Raw genomic sequence first — 24,717 nt, 5'->3', positions numbered from 1 at the left:
CACCGGAGCACTCCATGTCCCACACCACCGCCCGCCCCGTCTACTTCGACTGCGACACCGGCATCGACGACTCGCTCGCCCTCGCGTATCTTCTGGGTTCGCCCGAGATCGAGCTCGTCGGCATCGGCACGGTCAGCGGCAACACCAGCGCCGCGCAGGCCGCCGTCAACACGCTCGGGCTGCTCGCGCTCGCCGGACGCACCGAGGTTCCCGTCGCCATCGGGCAGCACGACTTCCTCAGCCACCCGTTCGACGGCGGCGCCCCGCACGTGCACGGCGACAACGGCATCGGCGAGATCGACCTGCCCGTCGCCGAGCGTCAGCCGGAGGACGAGGATGCCGCGCACATGCTGATCCGTCTCTCGCACGAGTACCCCGGCACGCTCGAGGTCATCACGGTCGGCCCACTGACGAACATCGCGACCGCGCTCGCACTCGACCCGACGCTGCCCTCGCGGGTGGCGAACGTCACCGCCATGGGCGGCGCCGCCCTCGTGCCTGGCAACATCACCCCGGTGGCCGAGGCCAACATCGGCAACGACCCCGAGGCGGCAGCGGCCATGCTGTCGGCTGGGTGGCCGGTCGTGCTCGTGCCGCTCGACGTCACGATGGAGAACGTGTTCGACGAGGACGACCGCGCCGCACTGCTGGCCTCGGACGTCCCTCTCGCGCGAGCGGTCGGCGAGATGCTCGACTTCTACTTCGATTTCTACGTCTCCACCTACGGCGAGCGCAGCAGCGCCCTGCACGACCCCCTCGCCGCGGCGATCGCGGTCGGCGGCATCACGGCGACCAACGCCCCGGCCGTCGACGTGGTGGTCGACACCTCGCAGGGACCGGCGCGCGGCCAGGTCATCTGCGACCTGCGCGGACAGCGCCGCGGACCGGTCGATCAGCCCGGCGCCACGGTGCGCGTGGTGCTCTCGACCGACGCTCCGCTCGCTCCCCACCTTGTCGCCCGCATGACCGCGGCCGAGGTGCTGGTGGGCTGACGTCGGTGCGACGACGAAGGGCGGGGCGAGCCATCACGGCTCGCCCCGCCCTTCGTCTGTCTCCCGAAGAGACGTCAGTCGCGGATGGTCTCGGCATCGATCACGAAGCGGTACCGCACGTCGGACGCGAGCACCCGCTCGTACGCGGCGTTGATGTCAGAGGCGGTGATGACCTCGATCTCCGAGGCGATGCCGTGCTCGGCGCAGAAGTCGAGCATCTCCTGGGTCTCCGCGATGCCGCCGATGTTCGAGCCCGCCAGCGAACGGCGTCCGCCGATCAGCGAAGAAACCCCCACCGCGAGGGGTTCGGCCGGCGCACCGACGCAGACCATCGTGCCGTCCACGTCGAGCAGGCTCAGGTACGAGCGCATGTCGAGCACGGCGCTCACCGTGTTCAGGATCACGTCGAACGAGGAACGCAGTTCGCGGAACGTCGCACGGTCGCTCGTGGCGAAGTATCGATCGGCGCCGAGGCGCAGACCGTCGTCCTGCTTGCTCAGGGTCTGCGAGAGAACCGTCACCTCCGCGCCGAGCGCGTGGGCGATCTGCACGCCCATGTGCCCGAGCCCACCCAGGCCGACGACCGCGACGCGCGTGCCGGGTCCGACGTTCCAGTGCCGCAGCGGCGAGTACGTGGTGATGCCGGCGCACAGCAGCGGCGCGGCGGCGTCGAGCGGGAGGGCATCGGGGATCCGCAGCACGAAGGCCTCGGTCACGACGACCTGCTCCGAGTAGCCGCCCTGCGTGATGGTGCCGTCACGGTCGGTGCCGCCGTAGGTCATCACCGCGCCCTCGACGCAGAACTGCTCGAGTCCGCGCGTGCAGTTGCGGCACTCGCCGCAGGAGTTCACCATGCAGCCCACGCCGACGCGGTCGCCGATCGCGAACGACGACACCTCGGCGCCGACCGCCGCGACGGTGCCCGTGATCTCGTGTCCCGGCGCGAGCGGGTAGGTCTGCGGCCCCCAGTCGCCGCGCACGGTGTGGATGTCGGAGTGACAGATGCCGGCGAAGGCGATGTCGATCAGGACGTCGCGCGGGCCGAGTTCCCGGCGCTCGATCGTGGTGCGCTCCAGCGGTGCGGCCTCGCTCGGGGCGGCGTAGGCGTGGACAGTGCTCATCCGGTGCTCCTCTTTCTCTGACGTCGGCTCGACACTACCGACCGCGAACACAGTGTTCGCTGGGTGCCGCCGACATTCGGTTCACAACTCCTCAGGATTCGGCTGCCGAAGACAGATCCGGGGCGGAATCGACTGATTCCGCCCCGGATCTGAGGAGTTGTGAACCGCCGCGTTCAGCGCTTCTGCTTCTTCAGCGCCTTCTCCTGGATCGGGGCGTTACCCGATGCCGCGAGGTCGGCGTAGTACGCACGAGCCTCGTCCTGACGCTCGCGCTCGGCACCAGAGGCGATCGGTGCGCGCACGTGCTCCGGCTCATAGCCGAAAGCCTTGACGAGGTCGAGCGCGTGCGGGCGCAGGCGGGCGCACAGGCGGTCGATGTAGCTCGACACCGCAGCGGCGCGCTGCGTCGACAGGCGTCCGTTGATGAGGTGCCAGGCCAGATGCTTCTCGATCAGCTGCAGACCGAACAGGTCGCGCAGCCAGGTCAGCACCTGCTTGCTCTCGCCGTCCTCCATGCCGTGGATGGCGTCGGTGAACGCCTCCCACTGCAGCAGCTCGCCGTGCGCACGAGCAGCCTCGATGAGCTCGGCCTGGTTCTCGTTGAACAGACGGGCGCCGAGCGCCTTGTCCTTCGCGCCGGCGCGCAGGCGACCGGCGATATCGGCGACCATCTGCTGCACGCGGTCGGCGAGCAGTTCGTGCTGCTGCCCCTCACGCAGACCGTTCTCGACCGAGCGGGAGACCTGACCGAAGTCGGCCACAGCCTGTCCGAACTGGCGCAGTCCCGCACCATGGAAGACCTTGCCGGCGGTCTGGCCGACGGCGAACTTGGCCAGGGCGGCTGCATCCTTGCCGCGGAACTGGTTCGCGTAGTCGGTGAGCAGACGCTTGCCGACCAGCTGCAGCAGCACGTTGTTGTCGCCCTCGAAGGTGACGTAGATGTCGAGGTCGGCACGCAGCCCCACCAGACGGTTCTCGAACATGAAGCCGGCGCCGCCACAGGCCTCGCGCGCCTCCTGCAGCGTGTCGAGCGCGTGCCAGGTCGACAGCGGCTTGAGGGCGGCCGCGAGTGTCTCGAGATCCTCGCGGTCGGCCGGGGTGTCGGTGCGGCCCGAGAAGACGCCGTCGAACTTCTGCAGGAACTCGTCGTGCGCGAAGATCAGGGCGTACGTGGTCGCGAGCCGCGGGAGCAGACGGCGCTGGTGCTTGCCATAGTCGAGCAGTACGACCTCTTCACCATCGGCACCGTCGAACTGGCGGCGCTGGGTGGCGTAGGTGATCGCGATGTCGAGGCCCAGAGCGGATGCCCACGATGCGGCCCCGTCCAGCGAGACACGCCCCTGCACCAGCGTGCCCAGCATCGTGAAGAAGCGACGGCCGGGGCTGTCGATCGCGCTGGAGTAGGTGCCGTCGGGGGCGACGTCGCCGTAGCGGTTGAGCAGGTTGGTGCGCGGGATGCGCACGTGGTCGAACGACAGACGCCCGTTGTCGATGCCGTTGAGACCGCCCTTGAGGCCGTCGTCCTCGCGGCCGATGCCGGGCAGGTCCACGCCGTCCTCACCGCGCAGCGGCACGTAGAAGCAGTGCACGCCGTGGCTCACGCCGTTGGTGATCAGCTGCGCGAACACGGTCGCCGCGATGCCGTGCAGGGCCGCATTGCCGAGGTACTCCTTCGTCGCCCCGCGGAACGGGGTGTGGATGACGAACTCCTCGGTCTCAGGGTCGTAGGTCGCCGTGGTGCCGGCGGATGCCACGTCGGAGCCGTGCCCGATCTCGGTCATCGCGAAGGCACCGGGAATCGAGAGGTCCATCACGCCGGGCAGCCACTTCTCGTGGTGCTCCCTGGTGCCGAGCTGCAGGATCGCGGAGCCGAACAGACCCCACTGCACGCCGGACTTGATCTGCAGGCTCGGGTCGGCGACGACCAGTTCCTCGAAGCCGGCGATGTTGGCGCCGTTGTTCTCCTCGCCGCCGAGCCACTTCGGGAACGCACGGTGCACGGCCTTGTTCTCGACGAGCAGGTGGAGCTGGCTCAGCACGCGCTCGCGGTGCTCGTCCTTGCCGAGCTCGTCCTTGCGCCAGAACGCGGAGTCCTTGATCATCTCGCGGGCCTGGCGGCGGGTCTCGCCCCAGGTGCCCATCAGGAGCTCATTGACCTGAGCCACATCGATGTGCGGGGTGTGCAGAGCGTCGTTCGACGTGGTGGGTGTCGCGGAAGAGCGGACGGCGGCGTCGACCATGGCATTCCTCTCGAAGAGAAGTAGGGATGCTCTCATGGTAGGTCTGCGACAAATCAGGATGAAGTCACCTGTCGGCATCCTCCAACATCATCCCGCCGCGCCCCCGCCCCGCATTGTCGCCAGGCGACAGGATGCCCGTCGCCTGGCGAACAGCGGCCTCTTACAGCGACAGTCCGTGGCCGAAGCGGAACAGCGGATCCTCGGTGTCGAACGGCACATCGGGGGCGGATGCCTCGACCGCGGCCATCGACCGCGGCAGGTCGAACGGCAGCGCGCCCTGCGCCGCGAACGCACCACTGAGCACGTCGAGCAGTGCCGCACCTGACGCGCCCCAGTTCACGGTCACGGCCGCGGCGGCATCCACGAGCGGGGTCAGGATCGGCGGCCGATCCGCGAGCACGTCGACCACGGTCGGCACGGCTGCGGCGACCGCACGCACGTGCGCGACCACCTCGCCGTCGAAGTCGAGCGAGCCGGCGTGGAAGAAGTTCTCGAACATCGTCTCGCGCTCCTCGAAAGGAGCCTGCAGTCGGATGACCGCGAGGTCCGCCTCCGCGGGAGTCGAGACGACCTCGCCGTACGTCGACGCCACCGCAGCGTCGACACCCTCGACGTAGAGCTTCAGCCCGGGCGCGAACGGCAGCGCGCCCTGGTTCGTGAGCACGGTGATCGAGGCGCGCTGGGCCTGTTCGCCGGCGGCGCGGAACTCCGCACGGCCGACGACCTCGTCCGCGGCATCCTCATCGACGAACGGGTTCTCGAACAGACCGAGCTCGAACTTCTCGCGCAGCAGGCGCCGAGCCGACACGTCGAGACGCTCCTCTGTGACTTCACCGTCGGCGACGAGCGCGAGCAGCAGCTCGGGGCAGTCCTCGCCGCCGAACTGGTCGACACCCGCGTCCAGCACCTTCTTCATGCGCTCGCGCGGCGTGAGCTCCTCCACGCCCCAGGCACGCGCCGGGAAGGGCTGGCCGAAGATCTCGGAGTCGTTGATCAGACCCCAGTCCGTGCAGACGAGTCCGTCGAAGCCGTAGCGCTCACGCAGCAGCCCCGTGATCACGGACCGGTTGAAGCCGAACCCGACCTCTTCGTACTCGGTCCCGACCGGCATGCCGTAGTAGGGCATCATCTGGCGGGTGCCGGCGGCGAGCGCATCCTCGAACGGCTTGAGGTGCAGCTCGAACTCCCCGCCCGGGTAGACCTGCTCGCGGCCGTACGGGAAGTGCGGGTCCTCGCCGTCCTTCTGCGGACCGCCCCCGGGAAAGTGCTTGGTCATGGTCGAGACCGAGCCTGGACCGAAGGCCGCGCCCTGGAATCCACGGATGTACGCGGCGCCGAGCGCACCGGACAGCTCCGCATCCTCCCCGAACGTGGCCGTCTGGCGTGCCCAGCGCGGCTCGGTGGCGAGGTCGACCTGCGGATGCAGCGCGACGCGAAGCCCGACCGCCGTGTACTCCTGGCGGGCGATGTCGGCGAAGCGCTCCACCAGTCCAGCATCCCGTGTCGCTGCGAGGCCGAGGGTCTCCGGCCACTGTGAGAAGGGACCGGCGAGGATCGACGCACCGGGATTCTCGCTGAACGAGTGGCGCGGGTCGGTCGACAGCGTCACGGGGATGCCGAGGCGCGTCGAGGCCGCGAGCCGCTGCACCGCGTTCTGCCAGGCGGCGATCTCGCGTCCGGTCGGTGCGGCGCCGAGCAGGTTGAAGTGCGTCATCTGCTTCTTCTCGACGAAGTCGCGCGCGCTGGGGGTGCCGAAGATCGGGTTCGCCTCATCGAGGTCGCCGATCGCGATCATCGTGTGGAAGAAGAGCCCGGCCTTCTCCTCGATCGTCATCTCGTCGAGCAGCAGCTGCACGCGCTCGTCGACGGGCAGGCTCGCGTCGAGCCAGGGACGGGTCGCTGTCGCTGTGGTGGCGTCTGTCATGGTCACTTGACTCCCTTGATGCGGTAGACGAGAACGGCACCGGCCAGCGCGACCAGCGCGCCGAAGAGGTACCAGGTGGTGTAGCCGCCGAGGGGTGTCGCTGCGCCGAGGGCGATGATGCTGGGGGCGATCGCGGGGGCGATCGACTGCGGCAGGGCGTTGGCGATGTTGAGCACGCCGAGGTCCTTGGCGGTGTCGGCGGGGTTGGGCAGCACCTCGGTCGCGAGGGCGAGATCGACGGAGAGGAAGGAACCGGCGCCCAGGCCGATGATCGCCTGCGCGATGATCACGGTGGTGATGTCGGGGGCGATGGCGAGGATGACGAGACCCACGACCATGACCACACCGGCGATGGCGACGAACGGACGGCGCTTGCCGATCTTGTCGGAGAGGAACCCGCCGAGCGGTGCGGAGATCGCCATCGCCGCCATCGAAGCCAGGTTGGCGATGAGGATCGTTCCGACCGCGCCCTGCTCGTCGAGCGCGAACTTCGTGACGAGGTAGAGCGGGAGGAAGGTCGCGATGCCCGCGTATCCGAACATCACGAAGAACTTCGTCAGCCAGGTCCACCCGAAGTCGGGGTGCTTGCGGGGGTTGAACACGAACGAGCTGAAGAACATGCGCGCCGTGAAACGCTCAGCGGGCTTCTCGGTGAGCCGACGGTCCTTCAAGGTCAGGACGAACACGAACGCGAGGATCAAGGCGATCACGCCGGGAACCACGAAGCGCTCGAAGTCGCCGGGAAGGAAGTTCACGATGAAGCTGCCGGCGAGGATACCGATCGGGGTCGTGATGCCGACGACGCCCGAGACCTTGCCTCGACTGCTGACCGGCACCTGATCGGGAAGTGTGGCGTTGGCTGCGGCGAGAACCGCATTCATCGAGGTCTGCACCAGGCACCAGGCGAGGAGCACCATCCACACCGAGCTCGCGGCACCGATGATCGCGAAGCCGCCGAGACCGACGATCGCGCCGCCGAGGATCCACGGGCGACGCATACCCCAGCGCGAGGTTGTGCGGTCGGAGAGTCGTCCGACCAGCGGGTTCGCGATGAGCGCGAACGCGGCGCCGACTCCCATCACCAACCCGAGGCTGCCCTCGGTGTTCGTGGGATCGAGGTGCTGGATCTTGAAGGCCATCGACACCATGACCGGGGTGAGAAGGGCGAGATAGACGCCGAAGTTCACGGCGGCGAGGCCGGGCGTGTAGCCGCGCGGGGTGCGGGGCGGAGTGGTTCCCGGCGCTTTGAATCCGGTGGTACCGACCGCGGCCGCGTTGGCGGCGGATGACAGCTCTGTCATGAGGGTCCTTTCAGGGTGCCGCACGTCATCGGGCGACGCGGCTCTGGGAAGAAGATACACGAAACTCGACCGTTTGGTAAGTGAATCTAGACCGATTGGTAATGAGCGAGGATAGGATGCAGGAGGGGGCAAGCGATGACGACCACGACGGCCGGCTCACGGCACGCGCAGGCTTCCGCCACGCGACAGCGCATCCTGGCCGCGGCGCACGACCTGTTCGTCAGCCACGGATATCGCTCGACCTCTCTACGCGACATCGCCGCCGCCGCATCCGTCAGCCATCCCGGCCTCCTCGGGCACTTCGCCTCGAAGGACGAGCTGCTCGCCGAGGTCGTGGCCGAGCTGGAGGCCGACAACGAGGCGGTGTTCAGCGACATCGCCGCCGCCTCGGAGCCCGGTGATCTGATCTTCGCGGCCCTCGCCGAACGCAACGCCCACACCGAGGGATACCTCGAATTGTTCGCCGCCCTCACGGGCGAGGCATCCGCTCCTGCGCACCCCGCACACGCACGGATGCGGGAGCGCTACGCCCGGTTGCGCGCGCTCAGTGCCGACGTGCTGGAAGACGCGAAGTACCACGGCGTGATCGCCTCCGACCGCGACGTCGACGGGGAGACAGTGCGGCACACGGCCGGGTGGGACGGGCTGCAGCTGCTGTCGCAGTACCTGCCGGGGCAGGTCGACGTGGTCGAGATGCTCGAGGAGCGCGAGAGTCTCTGGGCGATGCCGCTCGGGTGGCGGGATCCGGATGACGACGTCGAATCCTCCGAGGAGCCCGCCGGCCCTCTTCCGGAGCTTCCGGCCACGGCCACAGTCGAAACGGATCCGGGGTACGCGGTCGGCCGCCGCCGGCGCACGCAGATCGTCGCGGACGCCATGCGCCTCTTCGCGCGCGACGGCTACGGCGACACCAGCCTGCGCGACATCGCCGAGGCTGTCGGGGTGTCGAAGTCGACCCTCCTGCACCACTACCCCTCGAAGGACGTGCTGCTCAGCGCCGTGCTCGCCGAGCGCGACGGGGCGATCAGCCTGCACCAGGAGGTCGCGGGCGTCTGCTCGGCCGGCGACCTGCTGCGGAGCCTCCCCGACGGGGCAGCGCGCAGCTCTCGGGATGAACCGGGTCTGATCGAGGTGTACGCCGTGCTGTCGTGCGAGGCCGTGCCGGCCGGGCATCCCGCCCACGACTACTTCGCCACCCGCTTCGCCGACGTCGTCGCCTACTTCACCGAGCTGTTCCGCCTTGCCCAGGTCGACGGCGATCTCCCCGCGCACCGCGACCCCGCCCACGAGGCGCTGTGGCTGATCGCGATGTGGGACGGCCTCCAGTACCAATGGCTCTACGACCGGGAAGCGGTCGACATCGCCGAGCAGCTGCGCGTCCATCTCGAGGACGTGCTGCCCGCACGCTGAACCCTCCCAGCCCCCTCAACTCCCCCCCTCGGAAGAAGTTGACACCTCACGCCGGAAGGGCGCACCACAGCGACAACAGGTGCCAACTTCGGGGCGGCCACACGGCATGGCTGCGCACACGTTCCCCCAGAGCTCGGGCGATGAGGCGGCTGCTCTCAGTTCGCGGCGACCACCGCGATCACACCGTCGCCGTAGGCCTCGCGCTTCTTCGCACCGATGCCGGTGATGCCGTCGAGGTCGGCGAGGGATGCCGGACGATGCTCGGCCAGCGCACGCAGCGTCGCATCGCCGAACACGATGTACGCGGGAACGCCCTGCTCGCGCGCGGTCTCGGCGCGCCACACCCGCAGCGCCTCGAACAGCGGCCGGTCACCCTCGGCGAGCGCATCGGCGGCCGACGCCTTGCGGGCACGAGTCGCCGTGGTCGGACGGCCGATCGTGTCTTTGCGCAGAGGAACGGGGGTCTCGCCGCGCAGCACTCCGGCCGCCTGCTCACCGGGCGCGAGGGTGCCGTAGTCTCCCTGGGCGACGAGGATGCCGCGGGCGAGCAGCTGCCGCACGACGCTGCGCCAGTCCTGGTCGGAGAGGTCGGCGCCGATGCCGTAGGTCGCGAGCTTGTCGTGACCCTGCTGACGGATGCGCTCGGTCGAGGCTCCGCGCAGGATGTCGATCAGGTGCCCGGCGCCGAACGACTGATTGCGCTCGCGCTTGAGCCGCACGATCGTCGAGAGCAGCTTCTGAGCGGGCACGAGCCCGTCGAAGGTCGCGGTGTCCTCCAGGCACGTGTCGCAGTTGCCGCAGGGCTGCGACTCCTGGCCGAAGTAGCCGAGCAGGTTCTGCCGACGGCACTCCACCGTCTCGCACAGCGCGAGCATCGCGTCGAGGTGCTGCCCCATCCGCATCTTGAACGTGCGGTCGCCGGGGCTCTGGTCGATGAGGCGGCGCTGCTGCACGACATCGCCGAGCCCGTACGCCATCCAGGCGATCGAGGGCTCACCGTCGCGACCGGCGCGACCGGTCTCCTGGTAGTAACCCTCGACCGACTTCGGGAGGTCGATGTGCGCCACGAACCGGACGTCGGGCTTGTCGATGCCCATGCCGAACGCGATGGTCGCGACCATGACGATGCCGTCTTCGCGGAGGAACCGCGCCTGGTTGGCGGCGCGCACCTCGGCCGGAAGACCCGCGTGATACGGCAGCGCGTCGAATCCCTGAGCGGCGAGATAGGTCGCCGTCTGCTCGACCGATTTGCGGCTGAGAGCGTAGACGATGCCGCACGGCTGCGTGCCTGAGCCGGAGTCCTGTGAGCGGATGAAGGCGACGAGCTGCTTGCGCGGGTCGACCTTGGGCACGATGCGGTACTGGATGTTCGGGCGGTCGAAACTCGCCACGAAGTGCTTCGCATCGCCGAGGCGCAGGCGCTCGGTCATCTCCTGATGCGTGGCGCGCGTCGCGGTCGCGGTGAGCGCCATGCGCGGGACACCGGGGAACCGCTCCCCCAGATCGCCGAGCATCAGGTAATCGGGGCGGAAGTCGTGGCCCCACTGCGATACGCAGTGCGCCTCGTCGATCGCGATCACGCTGAGGGTTCCCCGCTGCAGCAGCGCCGTGGTCGACGCGTTCGACAAACGCTCCGGGGCGACGTAGATCAGGTCGAGCTCACCGGCGACGTACGCGCGCTCGACCTCGCCGCGCTCCTGCGAGGACTGCGTCGAGTTCAGGTACGCGGCCTTCACGCCGTTGGCGCGCAGCGCGTCGACCTGGTCGTGCATCAGGGCGATCAGCGGGCTGATCACGAGTCCCGTGCCCTCGCGCACCAGCGCCGGAACCTGGAACGTGATGCTCTTGCCCGCGCCGGTGGGCATGAGCACGATGGCATCGCCGCCGCCGATCACCTGGTCGACGATCGCGGCCTGTTCGCCGCGGAACTCGTCGTAGCCGAAGACCGTGTGCAGGGCCTCGCGCGCCGTGGCGTACCGGCTCGGCGTCGCCCGACGGACGGCAGGAGTGGCGGGAGCGACAGGCGGTGCGACCAGGGTCGTCGGCCCTGGACCCCAGTCGAGGGGAGGTTGGTAGCCGGCCCCCTGGGGTTCCCAGTCCATCGGCTCCGGCGGCGCGGACGACTCCCAGCCGTCGTCGTAGGGCTCATCGGCGTACGGCAGATCCGCGTACGGGTCACGGGGAGTCTGCGGCATCCCTCCAGCGTAACGACCCTCACCGACCTCGCTCCCATCCGCCCGGTGAGGGGTCAAGACACGCCGCGCCGGAGCCACGCGCAACGGCGTGTCTTGACCCCTCACCGTCAGGGACGACCGGGTCGCTCCCGCCGGGCGTAGGTTGGACGGAGACGCCAGAAGGAGCCCCGATGACCAACATCACCGTCACCCGCAACGACGACGCATCGCGCTACGAGATCCGCTCCGACGGCACGCTCGCGGGCTTCGCCGAGTTCGACCTGCGCCCCGGATCGATCCGCTTCACCCACACCGAGGTCGATCCCGCGTTCCAGGGCCAGGGTCTCGCCGGAAAGCTCGCCGCCTACGCGCTGGCGGATGCCGCGGCATCCGGCGACGCGATCGTGCCGCTGTGCCCCTACATCGCCCGCTACCTCGAGACGCACGAGATCTCGGGCGCCGAGATCCGGTGGCCACGCACACCGGATGCCGCCGCACCGGACGACGGCGTCGAGGCTGCAGGCGCGTGATGATCGGCCCGCACCGGCTCGTGCTCGAGCCCCGCGAGGTGCCGCTCGGCGGAGTCCGCGGCATGACGGTGCTGCGCGCGCTGCCGCACCGCAACCTGCCGACGATCGGCGCCTGGTGCTTCCTCGACCGGTTCGGCCCCGCCGACACGCGCATGCGGGTGGAGCCGCATCCGCACATCGGGCTGCAGACCGTGACCTGGCCGCTGGTCGGCGAGATCCGGCACCGCGACTCGCTCGGCAGCGACGCCGACCTGCGCCGCGGGCAGTTGAACCTGATGACGGCCGGAAACGGCATCTCGCACTCGGAGTATTCGATCGGCGAGGATCCGATCCCCCTCGACGCGCTGCAGTTCTGGGTCGTGCTGCCGGAGTCCGCCCGCCACGGCGCGGCCGGGTTCGAGCGGCACGTCGACCTTCCCGGCCTCACGCTCACCGCCGACGCAGGCGCGGATGCCGACGCCACGGTCGTGCTCGGGGAGTTCGCCGGCGTCGCCTCACCCGCGACCGTGCACACGCCGATCGTCGGCGCCGAGATCGTGGTTCCCGCGGGGTCGCGCGTGCGGCTGCCGCTGCGTGCGCAGTGGGAGCACGCCGTGATGCTCGTCGAGGGCGACGTGGTGGTGGCGGAGCATCCGATGCCGCGCAACGAACTGCTCTATCTGGGCGACTCGCGCCACGAGGTGGAGGTGTCGTCGACCGACGGCGCCCTGCTGTTCCTCCTCGGCGGCGAGCCGTTCGAAGACGAGATCGTGATGTGGTGGAACTTCGCCGGACGCACGCACGACGAGATCGCCGCCGCCCGTGCGGACTGGGAGTCCGAGTCGTCGGCCGGCGCCGAGCCGACACGGTTCGGCGCGGTCGACGGTCACGAAGTGCGCATCCCCGCCCCGCCGCTGCCCGACGTACGGCTGATGCCCCGCGGACGCAAGCTCTAACGGCCGACCGCCTACGCTCACCCGCGGTCGGGCGTGTGCACCCGCGCGAGGAACCGGTCGGTGCGCGGCGACGCCCCTCGCGGATCGAACAGCGAGACGACGACCGTGACCGCGGTGGCCAGCGGGATGGTCCACGCCGCCGGCTGCGCGAGGTAGGGCGCGGCCACCCCGACGCCGTCGATCGCGGCGTGCACCAGCAGCGCGAGCCCCGCCGCGAGGCCGCCGGACACCATGCCGGCGACCGCCCCGCGAGCCGTGAGACCGCGCCACCACACACCGAGCAGCACGACGGGAGACAGGGTGGATGCCGCGATGACGAACACCACGCCGACGCTCGAGACCAGTCCGGCCGGAGCAGTGAGCAGCGCGACCGCGAGCGGCACCAGAGCGCACAGCAGCGCCGACAGTCGGAATGAGCGCACGGAGCCGGAGAACACGTCCTGGCTGATGACTCCGGCGAGCGACACCACGAGCCCGGCCGAGGTGGCCAGGAACGCCGCGAAGGCCCCGGCCACGATGAGCGCAGTGAGCAGCTCACCGACGACACCGGGGAAGACCCGCGAGGGCAGCAGCAGCACGACCGTGTCGGCGACGCCCGGCGCTGCGAGGTCGGGAGCGGCGATCCGCGCCAGCAGGCCCATCGTGCTCGAGACGGCGTAGAACGCACTCACCATCGCGATCGCGATCACGGTCGTGCGACGAGCGGATGCCCCGGTCGGGCTCGTGTAGAAGCGCACCAGCACGTGCGGCAGCCCCATGGTGCCCAGCAGCAGCGCCAACAGGAGCGATGCCGATTCATACGCGTCGAACCCGGACGGCCCTGCCTCTGCCGGGAACACCAGCGCGGGGTCGAAGTCGTGCGGGCCGTTGCTGAGCGCGAAGGCGATGAAGACGACCGGCACCAGGAGAGCCGTGAGCTTGAGCCAGTACTGGAAGGCCTGCACATACGTGATCGCGCGCATGCCGCCGGCCGCGACGGACGCCGCGACCAGCACAGCGACCGTCACCGCGCCCACCCACTCCGGCAGCCCGGCGACCACGACCAGGGTGATGCCGGCGCCGTGCAGCTGCGGCACGATGTACAACCAGCCGATGATCAGCACGGCCAGGCTCGTCACCCGCCGCGCCGCGGCCGATTCGAGCCGCGCCTCGATGAAGTCGGGGATCGTGTAGGCGCCGCTGCGGCGCAGGGGAGCCGCCACGAACACCAGCACCAGCAGGTAGCCGGCCGCGTAGCCGATCGGGAACCAGAAGCCGCGGGCGCCGTCGAGCAGCACGAGTCCGGAGAGGCCGAGGAACGTGCCGGCCGAGAGGTACTCGCCGCTGATCGCCGAGGCGTTCCACACCGGCCGCACGGTGCGCGAGGCGACGAAGAAGTCGCCGGTCGTGCGCGAGACCTTCAGCCCGTAGACGCCGATCAGCAGAGTCGCGATGATGACGAGACCGACGCCCACCAGGTCCATGACCGCGTTCATTCGCGGTCCCGGAGGGCGCGGTACCGACGCTCGTTCCGCGCCGCGGTGCGCGCGTACAGGATCGCGAAGACGAGGATGACCGGGTAGAACGCGTACGCCTGCAGCAGCCACGACAGCGGCACGTCCCAGACCACGATCCGATCCATCTCGGGGATCAGCGCGATCGCCAACGCCATGGCCACCACGACCAGCACGAAGCCCGCGATGGTGCCGAGCGCCAGCCGCAGCTGACTGCGCAGGAGAGCGCGCGCGTAGACGGCATCCGCCTCGTCCGCCGGGGCTCCGGGGAGGGCGATCCCCCGCGTGAGCGCGGCGGGTCGCCGGGGCGGGAGGTCAGCGGTCACCCGGACGCGCTTGGGGGTCTCGCGCGGAGGCACGTCGGTCATCCGGGGGTCTCCCCGCGCAGCAGGGCGTCGCGCACGCTCGGCACCAGACGACGACTGACGGGCAAGGCGATCGCGCCGACGGACACGGAGGGCTCCGCACCGGACAGCCGCACCTCGGTCACGGCCGAGCTGCGCACCATCCAGGAGCGGTGGATGCGGATGAACCCGGCATCCGTCCACCGCGTCTCGAGCTCGGAGATCGGGATGCGCACGAGATGCCCAGACCCGTCGTCGGTGTGCAGCCGGGAGTAGTCGCCCTGCGCCTGCACCCAGCGCACGTCGCGCCGATGCACGAAGCGCACGGCGGAGCCCACCGTGACGGGGATCGCCTCCTCGTCTCCGGAGGCGGCGGTCTCGCCGAGCTCGACCACACGGTCGATCGCCCGACGCAGGCGCTCGGACCGCACCGGTTTGAGCAGGTAGTCCGCCGCGCGCAGCTCGAAGGCCTCCACGGCACGGGCCTCGTCTGCGGTCACGAACACCACGGCGGGCGGCTCGGCGAGAGCGAGGAAGGCGCGCGCGAGCTCGGTGCCGAGGAGCCCTGGCATGTGGATGTCGAGGAAGGCGATCTGCACGACGCGCTCCGACAGCTGGCGCAGGGCATCCGCTCCGCTGCTCGCCGTGAGGATGTCACCGATGCGGTCATCGCTGCGCAGCAGGTGCACGAGCTCGTCGAGCGCGGGCTGCTCGTCGTCGGCGACGAGGACGTCGATCATGAGCGCACCCCACTCGTTGTCCGGAGCATCTCAGTCATTGTCCGGAGCATCTCAGTCGTTGTCCGGATCGTTCAGCGGCTGCGACTTCGGCACCCGCATGCGCACCAGGGTACCCGCGCCCGTGTTCGTCTCGACGACCAGTCCCCCGTCGGTGCCGTACAGCTGCCGCAGCCGCGTGTCGACGTTGCGCAGCCCCACATGCACGCCCTCGTCGCCCGCCGTGAGCACCGCCCGCAGTCCCTCCGGATCCATCCCGATGCCGTCGTCTTCGACCGTGATCTCGGTGTGGGTGCCGTCGTCGCGTGAGGAGATGCGGATCTCCCCTCCCCCTTCGCCCGGCTCCAGGCCGTGCCGCACCGCATTCTCGACGAGCGGCTGCACCGAGAGGAAGGGGATGACGGTGGCGAGGGTCTCCGGCGCGATCTGCAGCGTGACCCGCAGCCGCTCGCCGAACCGCGCGCGTTCGAGCTCCAGGTAGGAGTGGATGCTGCCGAGCTCCTCGGCGAGCGTCGTGAACTCGCCCTGACGACGGAAGGAGTAGCGCGTGAAGTCGGCGAACTCGAGCACGAGCTCCCGCGCGCGGGCGGGATCGGTGAGGATGAACGAGGCGATCGCGGTGAGGGCGTTGTAGATGAAGTGCGGAGAGATCTGCGCACGCAGTGAGCGCAGCTCGGCCTCGGCCAGCTGCGTGCGGGAGGCATCGAGACCACCGAGTTCGACCTGGGCCGCGCACCAGTCGGCGACCTCCTCCGCCGCCCGCACGAGGGCCGCGCGCACCGGTGCCGCGAATGCGACGACCACGCCGATCACCTGTCCGTCGACGAGGATCGGCGCCCCGACACCTTCCAGGTGATCGTGGTCCCCGGATGCAGGGAAGACCTGCCGACGACCGGACGCCCTGACCCGCTCGGCGATGCGCACCGCGCTGGGCTCCAAGCCGTCGGACGCACCGTCGAACGCGACCGCGTCATCGTCGCCGACGATCGCGACCGCCGTGCTGCCGAGCAGCACCCGCAGATGCCGCGCCGCCTTCACGACCTCGGGCGTCGAGAGTCCTCCGCGCAGGTGCGGGGCCGCCAGGCTCGCGTGGTGCAGAGCGCGTAGGGCCGCCTGCTCCGCGTCGCTGCCGAGGTCGGCCGCTCCGCGCGCGAGCCGGCGTGCGAGCAGCAGCAGCACCGTCAGGACGATGCCGCCGAGCACGCCCAGCACAGCGGCGAGAACGACGTCGGTCATGGGTTCAGCCTAGGTTCTGCGGCCAGACGGGCCCTGAAGTTCTGCGGCCCCGCGCAGGTTCTGCGGCCAGACAGCCAGAATCCGGCCGCAGAACCTGACACCGGCCGCCATATCGGCGAGGCCCCCGGCCGGGTCAGCAGCAGCGAGCACCGGGATTGCGGTCTTGGTCGTCCATCCGCTGCCGCCAGAACTGACGCTCGGTCATCGGCTCCTCGTCCGGATGCTGCCGGTGATGATGCGTGACGTAGGTCGCATAGGCGGTGTCGCCCATCAGGGTCGTCATGTACCAGCGGATGCCGCGGCCGACCCGCACCACGACGCTGAGCAGCGCGCGCAGTGGGGTGGTCGCGGCATCCGTCCGGTTCGTCATGATGACCATCTCAGTGCGTCGACGCCTTGCGCTCATCCGCGAGGATCGGCTCCCACTGCTTCTCGAGCTCGCGCTCGGTCGCGGTGGGAAGGAACCCGGCAGGGGCGAAGCGCCGCGACGCGACCGGGGTCTCCTCGGTGTTCTCGCCGCCGCCGTTGCGGATCGCCGTGATCGTCACGACCACAGCGGCGATCATCACGATGATCGCGAGCGTGACGAAGATGATCGACAGGGTGCCCTGCACCGCGGTGTTGCGGATGACCGCTTCGAGCACTTCGGGCGCTCCGAGCGAGGTGTCTCCGCTGTCACGGGCGGCCACGTACTTGAAGTGGTTCGCCCAGTAGCCGATCGCCGGAACCGGGGAGAGGATTTTGTACAGCGAGGCCGTGATCGTGACGACCGCGGTGAACGCGAGCGGCAGCCCGATGATCCACAGCCACTTGATGTAGCTCTTGCCGCGCTTGGCGACGATGGCCATCACCACGGCGAGCGCGATCGCGGCGAGCAGCTGGTTCGCGATGCCGAACAGCGGGAAGAAGGTGTTGATGCCACCGAGCGGGTCGGTGACGCCGAGGATGAGGATCGCTCCCCAGCCGGCCACCATGATCGCGGTGCAGATCCAGACGCCGGGGCGCCAGGAGACGTCACGGAACTTGGGGAACCAGGCGCCGATCGAGTCCTGCAGCATGAAGCGGGCCACGCGGGTTCCGGCATCCACGGCGGTGAGGATGAACAGCGCCTCGAACATGATCGCGAAGTGGTACCAGAACGCCATGAGCGCCTGGCCGCCGAGTGCCTGCTGCATGATGTGAGCGAGTCCGAGCGCCAGGGTCGGCGCGCCACCGGTGCGCGAGACGATCGACTCCTCGCCGACCGCCTGGGCCGTTCCCGTGAGCATCTCGGGTGTGAGGTTCACCCCCGTCAGGCCCAACGAGTTCACGAAGGCCACGGCCCCTTCGACCGTGCCCCCTGTCGCTGCCGTCGGCGCGTTCATCGCGAAGTAGATGCCCTGGTCGATCGAGATCGCGGCGACCAGCGCCATGATCGCGACGAACGACTCCATGAGCATGCCGCCGTAGCCGATGAAGCGCGTCTGGCGCTCCTTCTCGATGAGCTTGGGCGTCGTGCCCGAGGCGATCAGCGCATGGAAGCCCGACAGAGCGCCGCAGGCGATCGTCACGAACAGGAACGGGAAGAGCGGACCGGCGAACACCGGACCCATCCCGTTCTCACCGAAGATGCTGACAGCGGGGACTGTGATCTCGGGGCGCACCAGGATGATCGCCCCGGCGAGCATCACGATCACGCCGATCTTCATGAACGTGGAGAGGTAGTCGCGCGGAGCGAGCAGCAGCCAGACCGGGAGCACGGCGGCGATGAAGCCGTAGATGATGATGCCCCACGCGATCGTGGTGCGGTCGAGGTGGAAGATCGCCTGTCCCCAGTCGGTGCCGGCGACCCAGCCGCCGCCGATGATCGCGGCCATCAGCAGCACGAAGCCGATGATCGAGACCTCTGTCACCTTGCCGGGGCGCAGGAAGCGCAGGTAGATGCCCATGAAGATCGCGATCGGGATGGTCATCGCCACCGAGAAGACGCCCCAGGGGCTCTCGCCGAGGGCGTTCACGACCACGAGCGCGAGGATCGCGACGATGATCAGCATGATCAGCAGCGAGGCGATGATCGCGGCGGTTCCGCCGATGCGGCCGAGCTCCTGGCGCGCCATCTGCCCGATCGTGCGGCCGCCGCGGCGCATAGAGAAGAAGAGGACCGTGTAGTCCTGCACGGCACCGGCGAGCACGACGCCCACGATGATCCAGATCGTGCCGGGGAGGTATCCCATCTGCGCCGCGAGCACGGGTCCGACGAGCGGACCGGCACCGGCGATGGCGGCGAAGTGGTGGCCGTAGAGCACACGGCGGTCGGTGGGGACGTAGTCCTTGCCGTCCTGCTTGACCTCGGCAGGGGTAGCGCGGCGGTCGTCCGGGCGGGTGATGTACTTCTCGATCACCTTGGAGTAGAAGCGGTACCCGATCAGGTACGTGCAGACCGCGGCGAACACGAACCAGATCGCGTTGACGGTCTCACCGCGCACGATCGCGAGCATGGTCCAGGCGACAGCGCCCAGCAGGGCGATCGCCGACCAGATGAGGATCTTCGGCCACGTCCAGCGGTTCGCCTTCTCGTGGTGGTCGTCGGTCAGAGCGACCGGGGGGAGTTTCGGGTCGGTGACGATGACGGGATCGCCATCGACGAGGCCGGCGCCGTCGCGGCGGCGCGACGAAGGTGCAGTCATGGGGTTCTCCTCGGTGTGCGCATCATTGCGTTGTCCCACGCTAGGAAGCTCCCGCGCAGGGACGAGCGGTGGAGAGCGGATGCTGCGACGAGCGGCATGGTCGACGCGACGAACGGATGCGGCCCGCTGTGGCGAAACCCGGACGATCCGGCATCCGCGCGGCGCGGCACGCCCCGACGCGCCGCGCCGACGACGAATCGTCCGGGTTTTTGCACGGCCCCTCGCCGCCCGGGACGCTCCCTCGCGCAAGTAGGCTGGAGCCGTGGCCCGAACCGTCCTGTCGACCCGTGTGCTGCTCGTCTGCGCGGCGATCGGCGTGGCGACGGGCATCATCGGCGGCATCGCGGGGCTGTTGACCCCGGTCGTGCTGATCGCGGCCCCCTGGGCGTACGGCCTGCTGCTCGGATCGCACGTGCTACCCGGGATCATCGCGCAGGAGGTGCTGCGCCGCCCGCTCGTCGCCCTGGTCACCCACCTGATCGCTGCTCTCGTGGCGAGCGCCTTCAACCCGGCCTGGGCGCTGCGCTTCATCGGCACCGCGCTGCTGTTCGGCGCGATCCAGGAGGGCGTCGCAGCCCTCACCCGCTACCGGGCCTGGGGGCCGTGGCGCTTCTTCATCTCCGCCGCGGTGATCGGCGTCATCGTGGCCGTGGTCGTGTTCTTCGCCGCGCACCTGGGAACGCTGCCCCTCTGGGCGCAGATCGCGTACCTGGCGCTCTCGGTGCTGGGACCGATCGGGTGGACAGCGGTCGGCCTCGGCGTCGGCACCGCGCTGAGTCGCGCGGGCGTCGCACGCCGCTGACCCGTCACCGATCGCCCCGATCCGACGTGGCAACCCAGGTAAGGCTCAGCTAAGTTAGTACGGTACGTTCCACCGACCCGGGGTTCCGCCGTGCGCTCATCCGCGCCTCTTCTCCGCGTGCGTGATGTCACACTCACCCACGCCGATGCCGCGCACCCGTCGCCCCGCGATGTGACCTTCGACATCGAGCAGGGCGAGGTCGTACTGCTGCTCGGCCCCTCCGGTTCCGGCAAGTCCACGCTGACGCTCGCGTTGAACGGGCTCATCCCCCACGCGGTACCGGCGACCATGACGGGCACGGTCGAAGCGGGAGGGCTCGATACCGCGACCACCCACACGGCGACCCTGAGCACGCATGTCGCGATGGTGTTCCAGGACCCCGATGCGCAGATCGTCACGGGCACCGTGTACGACGAGGTCGCGTTCGGCCCCGAGAACCTGCGACTGCCGCTCGACGAGGTGCGCGCTCGCGCCGAGGACTCCCTGCGCCGCGTCGGCCTGTGGGAGCGACGGGACGAGAACCCCGACCGGCTCTCCGGCGGCGGGCGTCAACGCCTCGCGATCGCCTGCGCACTCGCGATGGGCTCCCCGCTGATCGTGCTCGACGAGCCGACGGCCAACCTCGACCCTCAGGGCATCGACGACGTCTACGCCGCGCTGACGGATGTCGTCGCAGCCGGGGATCGCGCGATCCTGCTGGTCGAGCACAATCTCGACGCGGCCATGGGCTTCGTCACGCGGGCGATCGTGCTCGACCGCGAGGGCGCTGTGGCGTTCGACGGTCCAGCGGACGAGATCATCCGCACGCACGCCGACGAGCTGCTCGCGATGGGCGTCTGGCTACCAGCCGCGACCCTCGCCGCCCTGCGGATGCGGGGAGACGGCATCCGCGTCGACCCCCTTCCGCTCACCCCCGTCGAGCTGGCGACGGCCCTCAGCACGCAGGAGGTCAGCACGCAGGAGGTCAGCGCGCAGGGGTTCAGCGCTGCCGCAGTGCCGGCCGCCGCCCCTGCACCCGACGCCGCTCCGATCATCCGCGCGCACGGGCTGACCGTGAAACGCCATCGCACCGAGATCCTGCACGGCATCGACCTCGACATCGCGCCGGGAACGCTCACCGCGATCGTCGGGGCGAATGGCGCGGGCAAGACCACGCTCATCCAGGCACTCGCCGGGGTCGTGCCACCGCCTAGACGACAGGTCGACGTCGTCGGCCTCGACCCGGCGACCGCCGCTCCGCGCGACCTCGCCGCTCACATCGGGTTCGTGTTCCAGAACCCCGAACACCAGTTCATCGCGCACACGGTGTTCGACGAACTCGCGCACGGGTTGACCCTTCGCCCTTCGACAGGCTCGGGTACCCACACTCAGGGACCCGGAGACGCACGGATCACGGATGCCGAGATCACGGAACGCGTGCAGGAGATGCTCGCCCGCTTCGGACTGGAGCACAAGGCCGACGTGCATCCGTTCCTGCTCTCCGGCGGCGAGAAGCGACGCCTCTCGGTCGGCACGGCGCTCATCACCCGCCCGCAGGTGCTGGCGCTCGACGAGCCGACCTTCGGACAGGATCGCGCCCGCGCCTCTGAGCTGCTCGCGCTGCTCGAAGGGCTGCGGGCCGAAGGCACCACGATCGTGATCGTGACGCACGACCTGCAGCTGGTCGCCGAGCACGCCACGCACACGGTCATCCTGAAAGCCGGTCGCGTGCACGCCGCCGGCCGCACCGCCGACCTCTTCGCCGATGAGCAGACGTTCGCGGCTGCCGGTCTGCGTCTCCCGGCGTTGCAGCGCGTGCTGGCATCCCACCGGTCGGCGGACGACTCGTGAGCGCCATCGTCTTCGACCCCTACGCCGCGATGGTCGCGACCTCCCGGCGCCAGTTCCTCTACGCCCTGAATCCGCTCTCCAAGGTGGCGGGCGTGGCCCCCGCAATGCTGCTGCTCGTCTTCGTGCGCGACCTCGCGACGCCGCTCGCCTTCCTCGCGTTCGCGTACCTGCTGATCCTCGTGGGCGCCCGCCTCACCGCTCGCCTGCTGCTCCTTCTGCTGGTGGCACTGCCGCTCGGCGTGGCGGCGATCGGGGTCGGATTCTCGCTGTGGGTCGACGCCGCGCTGGTCGGGGGGACGGAGCCCGTGCTGAGCATCGGCGACTGGACGCTCTACGCCGGCGCGCTCGAGATCGGGTTCGCCACCGCACTGCGTCTCGGCTCGATCGTGGCCCTCGCCCTCATCGGCGGCCTCACCACGAGCGGACCGGATCTGGTGCGCGCCAGCATCCAACAGCTGCGCGTGCCGTATCGGATCGGGTACACCGCGCTCGCGGCGTTCCGGTTCGTGCCGCGGTTCGGCCATGAGCTGTCGGTCATCCGTGCCGCCCATCGTGTGCGCGGCCACCACGGCGGGCGTGGGCCGTTCGCCCGCATCGCGCGCGGCTGGGGCTACATCGTGCCGCTGCTGGCCGGCGCGATCCGGCATGCCGAGCGCGTCGCCCTCGCGATGGACTCGCGGGCCTTCGGCGCGCATGCGACCCGCACCGAGCGGCACCTGGTGCCGTTCCGGGTGCGCGACACCGTCTTCATCGCCGTGTGCCTCGTGGCATCCGCGGCCATCTTCATCGTGTTCTTCCCCTGGCAGCTTTCCTGAAAGGCGATCCCGTGGCATTCAGCAAGATGGTCAAGCCCGAGTCCGCGGAGCTCATCCACCTCACGGTGCTGCGTTCCGAACAACTGTCGGCGCACTGGGTCCGCGTGACGCTCGGGGGTGGGGAGATCGACAAGTTCCGCCCGATGGGCTTCGACCAGTGGTTCCGCCTGTTCCTGCCGATCGGCGGCGACGCCGGGCTCGAGCGGGTGCCCGCGAAGGCGAACAAGGTGTTCGGCTACCTGAAGTTCCTGCGCATCCCCGACGGCGAGCGGCCGGTCATGCGCAACTACAGCGTGCGGGCGTACCGGCCCGCGACCGCCGAGACAGGGGCGGAGCTCGACGTGGACTTCGTGCTCCACGGTTCTGCCGCCGACGGCACGGCGGGTCCGGCGTCGCGCTGGGCCGAGACCTGCTCACCCGGCGAGCACGTGCTGATCATCGACGAGGGCCTGACGTTCAACCCGGAGCGCGGTACGCAGCGCGTGGTGCTCGTGGGCGATGAGACGGCGCTGCCGGCGATCTCGTCGATCTGCGCCTCACTGCCCACGGACGCCACCGGCACCGCGATCATCGAGACGCCCGCGGAGGAGGATGCGCTGCAGTTCCCGCATCCGCCCGGCATCGATGTGGTGTGGATCACGCGTCCGTACGAGGAGCGGCCCGGTGCGCTCGCGCTCGCCGCCCTCCGTACGACGGCGCTTCCCGATGCGCCGTTCCACGCCTACGCCGCGGGCGAGCAGGCCCTCGCCTCCGGCGTGCGCAAGCATCTGGTCGGCGAACGCGGTGTCGACAAGAACGCTGTCAGCTTCTGCGGGTACTGGAAGATCGGGGCGGCCTCACCGGCATCGAAGGCCGCCCGCGAGGCTGCAGCGGAGCCCCTCGCATGAGCGGGACGGATGCCGTGAGCTCTCCCTCGCAGGCGGATGCGGGGTCGGAATCACATCCCGCAGCAGCCTCCGCGGTGCGAGATCGACCCCGCACGGGACGGTTCCGCTTCCCGACCGCGATCCTCCTGACCTGCGCCGCGCTCGGCGTGGCTGGTGCCGTGCTGCTCGCGCCGATGAACTGGGTGTCGACGATCCTCACCGGCCCGTTGCCGTTCCTCGGCATGGCGCTCGCGGGGCTGTGGCTGCTGCCGTCGGTGATCGCGCTGCGGTTGCTGCGGCGCCCGCTCGTGGGGCTGCTGGTCGGTCTGATCGCGGGGCTCGTGCTGGTGCCGTTCTCGGGCTACGGCTTCGGCAGCGTGGCGACGAACCTGTGGTGGGCGGCCTTCACCGAACTGCTGTTCCTGTTCGTGCTGTGGCACTACTGGGGCACGTGGATGCATTACCTCGGCGCGCTCGCGGTCGGCATCGTGTATCCGCTCTCGGCATGGGCCTGGTTCAACCTCGGGGCGATGTCGCTGCCTCTGCAGATCGCGTTCTTCGCCGTGACGATCGCCAGCTGCCTCGGCGGCACCGCTCTCGGCATCCTGATCGCCGATCGCCTGCGTCGTGCGGGAGTCGGCGGGAAGCGCTGAGGCGCAGCGCCGACGAAGAGTGCCGCTACTCCGGCGCGGGAGTGGAACGGCCGAACCCCGACTCCGCTGTGAGATGCTCCAGCAGCGGCTGAGTCCGCAGCGGCAACGGAGTCGACACGATCATGGTCGTGACGGTGCTGCGCACCCCCTCGATCTCGATCATCCGGGTGATGGCGCCCTGAAGGTCGCGATGCGTCACCGCGCCGACCCGCACGAGCAGGTCTTCGCGTCCCGCCTGGGTGTTGATCTCGAGCACGTGCGCGATATCAGTGAGCTCCTCGACGACCCGGGGCAGCCGTCGCTGGTCGAGCTCGAGTGCCACGAAGGCCTGCACCGAGACACCGACCGACTCCAGGTCGACGATCGGATGCATACCCGCGAGCACACCCGATTCCTCCAGACGGCGCAGGCGCGACTGGACAGTGTTGCGCGCGACCCCGAGGGAGACGGCCAGCTCTGCGATTCCTGGCCGGGCGTGATTCACCATCCGTCCGATGATCTCCGAGTCGAGTCGATCGATGCTGATCATTGTCACCACCTCCGTTGCGGTCGACGGGCCGTAGCTATACAGACCGCTTAGTTCATGAAAAGTCAATTGCGCTTATAGACGTGCTCACGACAGTGTAGCTTCACAACATGATCACCTGA

The 24,717-nt window shown here is 69.6% G+C and carries 21 protein-coding genes; 9 read left to right on the top strand and 12 right to left on the bottom strand.

The features are described from left to right. Positions 1 to 14: 14 nt before the first annotated feature. Positions 15 to 992, top strand: coding sequence for a nucleoside hydrolase (locus tag MRBLWO12_RS18215; RefSeq protein ID WP_363558046.1), 978 nt, complete (start codon positions 15 to 17; stop codon positions 990 to 992). Positions 993 to 1,066: 74 nt separating this feature from the next. On the opposite strand, the gene MRBLWO12_RS18210 is transcribed toward MRBLWO12_RS18215, so the two are convergent. The 4 genes from MRBLWO12_RS18210 to MRBLWO12_RS18195 all read right to left on the bottom strand — a co-directional run bounded on the left by MRBLWO12_RS18210 (position 1,067) and on the right by MRBLWO12_RS18195 (position 7,578). Then, positions 1,067 to 2,113 carry an NAD(P)-dependent alcohol dehydrogenase gene (locus MRBLWO12_RS18210; RefSeq protein WP_363558044.1) on the bottom strand — a complete coding sequence of 349 codons (1,047 nt, stop codon included), beginning with the start codon at positions 2,111 to 2,113 and terminating at the stop codon, positions 1,067 to 1,069. A 173-nt stretch (positions 2,114 to 2,286) separates the two neighbouring features. Beyond that, positions 2,287 to 4,353 carry an acyl-CoA dehydrogenase gene (locus tag MRBLWO12_RS18205; protein ID WP_363558042.1) on the bottom strand — a complete coding sequence of 689 codons (2,067 nt, stop codon included), beginning with the start codon at positions 4,351 to 4,353 and terminating at the stop codon, positions 2,287 to 2,289. A gap of 160 nt (positions 4,354 to 4,513) precedes the next feature. Beyond that, positions 4,514 to 6,277, bottom strand: a complete 1,764-nt coding sequence (locus MRBLWO12_RS18200; RefSeq protein WP_363558656.1) for a glycoside hydrolase family 3 protein — start codon at positions 6,275 to 6,277, stop codon at positions 4,514 to 4,516. A gap of 2 nt (positions 6,278 to 6,279) precedes the next feature. Continuing rightward, entirely contained in the window at positions 6,280 to 7,578 is a 1,299-nt protein-coding gene (locus MRBLWO12_RS18195) for an MFS transporter (protein WP_363558040.1), read from the bottom strand. Positions 7,579 to 7,713: 135 nt separating this feature from the next. Here MRBLWO12_RS18195 and MRBLWO12_RS18190 point away from each other — a divergent pair, with 135 nt between their 5' ends. Beyond that, positions 7,714 to 8,988 (top strand): TetR/AcrR family transcriptional regulator, encoded by a 1,275-nt coding sequence (locus MRBLWO12_RS18190; protein WP_363558038.1) that lies wholly within the window; start codon positions 7,714 to 7,716, stop codon positions 8,986 to 8,988. 155 nt (positions 8,989 to 9,143) lie between these two features. Here the strand turns inward: MRBLWO12_RS18190 and recQ are convergent, their stop codons facing one another. Then, complete coding sequence (recQ, locus tag MRBLWO12_RS18185; RefSeq protein ID WP_363558036.1) at positions 9,144 to 11,183, bottom strand: DNA helicase RecQ; 2,040 nt, start codon at positions 11,181 to 11,183, stop codon at positions 9,144 to 9,146. A gap of 170 nt (positions 11,184 to 11,353) precedes the next feature. On the opposite strand from recQ, the gene MRBLWO12_RS18180 reads away from it, so the two are divergent. Then, positions 11,354 to 11,692, top strand: a complete 339-nt coding sequence (locus MRBLWO12_RS18180; protein ID WP_363558034.1) for a GNAT family N-acetyltransferase — start codon at positions 11,354 to 11,356, stop codon at positions 11,690 to 11,692. Continuing rightward, complete coding sequence (locus MRBLWO12_RS18175) at positions 11,692 to 12,627, top strand: pirin family protein (RefSeq protein WP_363558654.1); 936 nt, start codon at positions 11,692 to 11,694, stop codon at positions 12,625 to 12,627. Before MRBLWO12_RS18180 ends, MRBLWO12_RS18175 begins: the two co-directional genes overlap by 1 nt. A gap of 17 nt (positions 12,628 to 12,644) precedes the next feature. Here MRBLWO12_RS18175 and MRBLWO12_RS18170 read toward each other — a convergent pair whose 3' ends face one another. The 6 genes from MRBLWO12_RS18170 to MRBLWO12_RS18145 form a co-directional block, all read right to left on the bottom strand. After that, positions 12,645 to 14,102 (bottom strand): cation acetate symporter, encoded by a 1,458-nt coding sequence (locus tag MRBLWO12_RS18170; RefSeq protein WP_363558032.1) that lies wholly within the window; start codon positions 14,100 to 14,102, stop codon positions 12,645 to 12,647. After that, on the bottom strand, positions 14,099 to 14,488 hold the full coding sequence (locus MRBLWO12_RS18165; protein WP_363558030.1) for a heavy metal transporter: 390 nt from the start codon (positions 14,486 to 14,488) through the stop codon (positions 14,099 to 14,101). The genes MRBLWO12_RS18170 and MRBLWO12_RS18165 overlap by 4 nt, the downstream gene beginning before the upstream one ends. Continuing rightward, complete coding sequence (locus MRBLWO12_RS18160; RefSeq protein WP_363558028.1) at positions 14,485 to 15,204, bottom strand: LytR/AlgR family response regulator transcription factor; 720 nt, start codon at positions 15,202 to 15,204, stop codon at positions 14,485 to 14,487. Before MRBLWO12_RS18160 ends, MRBLWO12_RS18165 begins: the two co-directional genes overlap by 4 nt. 51 nt (positions 15,205 to 15,255) lie before the next feature. Next, positions 15,256 to 16,437, bottom strand: coding sequence for a sensor histidine kinase (locus MRBLWO12_RS18155; protein WP_363558026.1), 1,182 nt, complete (start codon positions 16,435 to 16,437; stop codon positions 15,256 to 15,258). Positions 16,438 to 16,570: 133 nt separating this feature from the next. Further along, a complete protein-coding gene (locus tag MRBLWO12_RS18150; RefSeq protein WP_363558024.1) occupies positions 16,571 to 16,807 on the bottom strand; it encodes a YbdD/YjiX family protein in 237 nt (78 codons plus the stop codon). A gap of 10 nt (positions 16,808 to 16,817) precedes the next feature. Continuing rightward, positions 16,818 to 19,103: a carbon starvation CstA family protein gene (locus MRBLWO12_RS18145; RefSeq protein ID WP_363558022.1), complete on the bottom strand. Its 2,286-nt coding sequence runs from the start codon at positions 19,101 to 19,103 to the stop codon at positions 16,818 to 16,820. Positions 19,104 to 19,365: 262 nt separating this feature from the next. Here MRBLWO12_RS18145 and MRBLWO12_RS18140 point away from each other — a divergent pair, with 262 nt between their 5' ends. From MRBLWO12_RS18140 to MRBLWO12_RS18120, 5 genes are all read left to right on the top strand, one after another. After that, positions 19,366 to 19,905 carry an ECF transporter S component gene (locus MRBLWO12_RS18140; protein ID WP_363558020.1) on the top strand — a complete coding sequence of 180 codons (540 nt, stop codon included), beginning with the start codon at positions 19,366 to 19,368 and terminating at the stop codon, positions 19,903 to 19,905. A gap of 117 nt (positions 19,906 to 20,022) precedes the next feature. Continuing rightward, the gene (locus tag MRBLWO12_RS18135; RefSeq protein ID WP_414685497.1) at positions 20,023 to 21,735 is read left to right on the top strand and encodes an ABC transporter ATP-binding protein; all 1,713 of its coding nucleotides are present in this window, start codon (positions 20,023 to 20,025) and stop codon (positions 21,733 to 21,735) included. Then, positions 21,732 to 22,550, top strand: a complete 819-nt coding sequence (locus tag MRBLWO12_RS18130; protein ID WP_414685496.1) for an energy-coupling factor transporter transmembrane component T — start codon at positions 21,732 to 21,734, stop codon at positions 22,548 to 22,550. The genes MRBLWO12_RS18135 and MRBLWO12_RS18130 overlap by 4 nt, the downstream gene beginning before the upstream one ends. 11 nt (positions 22,551 to 22,561) lie before the next feature. Then, positions 22,562 to 23,437 (top strand): siderophore-interacting protein, encoded by an 876-nt coding sequence (locus MRBLWO12_RS18125; RefSeq protein WP_363558016.1) that lies wholly within the window; start codon positions 22,562 to 22,564, stop codon positions 23,435 to 23,437. Then, complete coding sequence (locus tag MRBLWO12_RS18120) at positions 23,434 to 24,069, top strand: ECF transporter S component (protein WP_363558014.1); 636 nt, start codon at positions 23,434 to 23,436, stop codon at positions 24,067 to 24,069. Before MRBLWO12_RS18125 ends, MRBLWO12_RS18120 begins: the two co-directional genes overlap by 4 nt. 25 nt (positions 24,070 to 24,094) lie before the next feature. On the opposite strand, the gene MRBLWO12_RS18115 is transcribed toward MRBLWO12_RS18120, so the two are convergent. Continuing rightward, on the bottom strand, positions 24,095 to 24,598 hold the full coding sequence (locus tag MRBLWO12_RS18115; RefSeq protein ID WP_363558012.1) for an Lrp/AsnC family transcriptional regulator: 504 nt from the start codon (positions 24,596 to 24,598) through the stop codon (positions 24,095 to 24,097). Positions 24,599 to 24,717 lie beyond the last annotated feature (119 nt).

Origin of the sequence: Microbacterium sp. LWO12-1.2, assembly GCF_040675875.1 — a bacterium.
Taxonomy (GTDB): domain Bacteria; phylum Actinomycetota; class Actinomycetes; order Actinomycetales; family Microbacteriaceae; genus Microbacterium.
The sequence above is the reverse complement of the archived record's forward strand: the minus strand, read 5'-3'. Positions and strand labels throughout refer to the sequence as shown.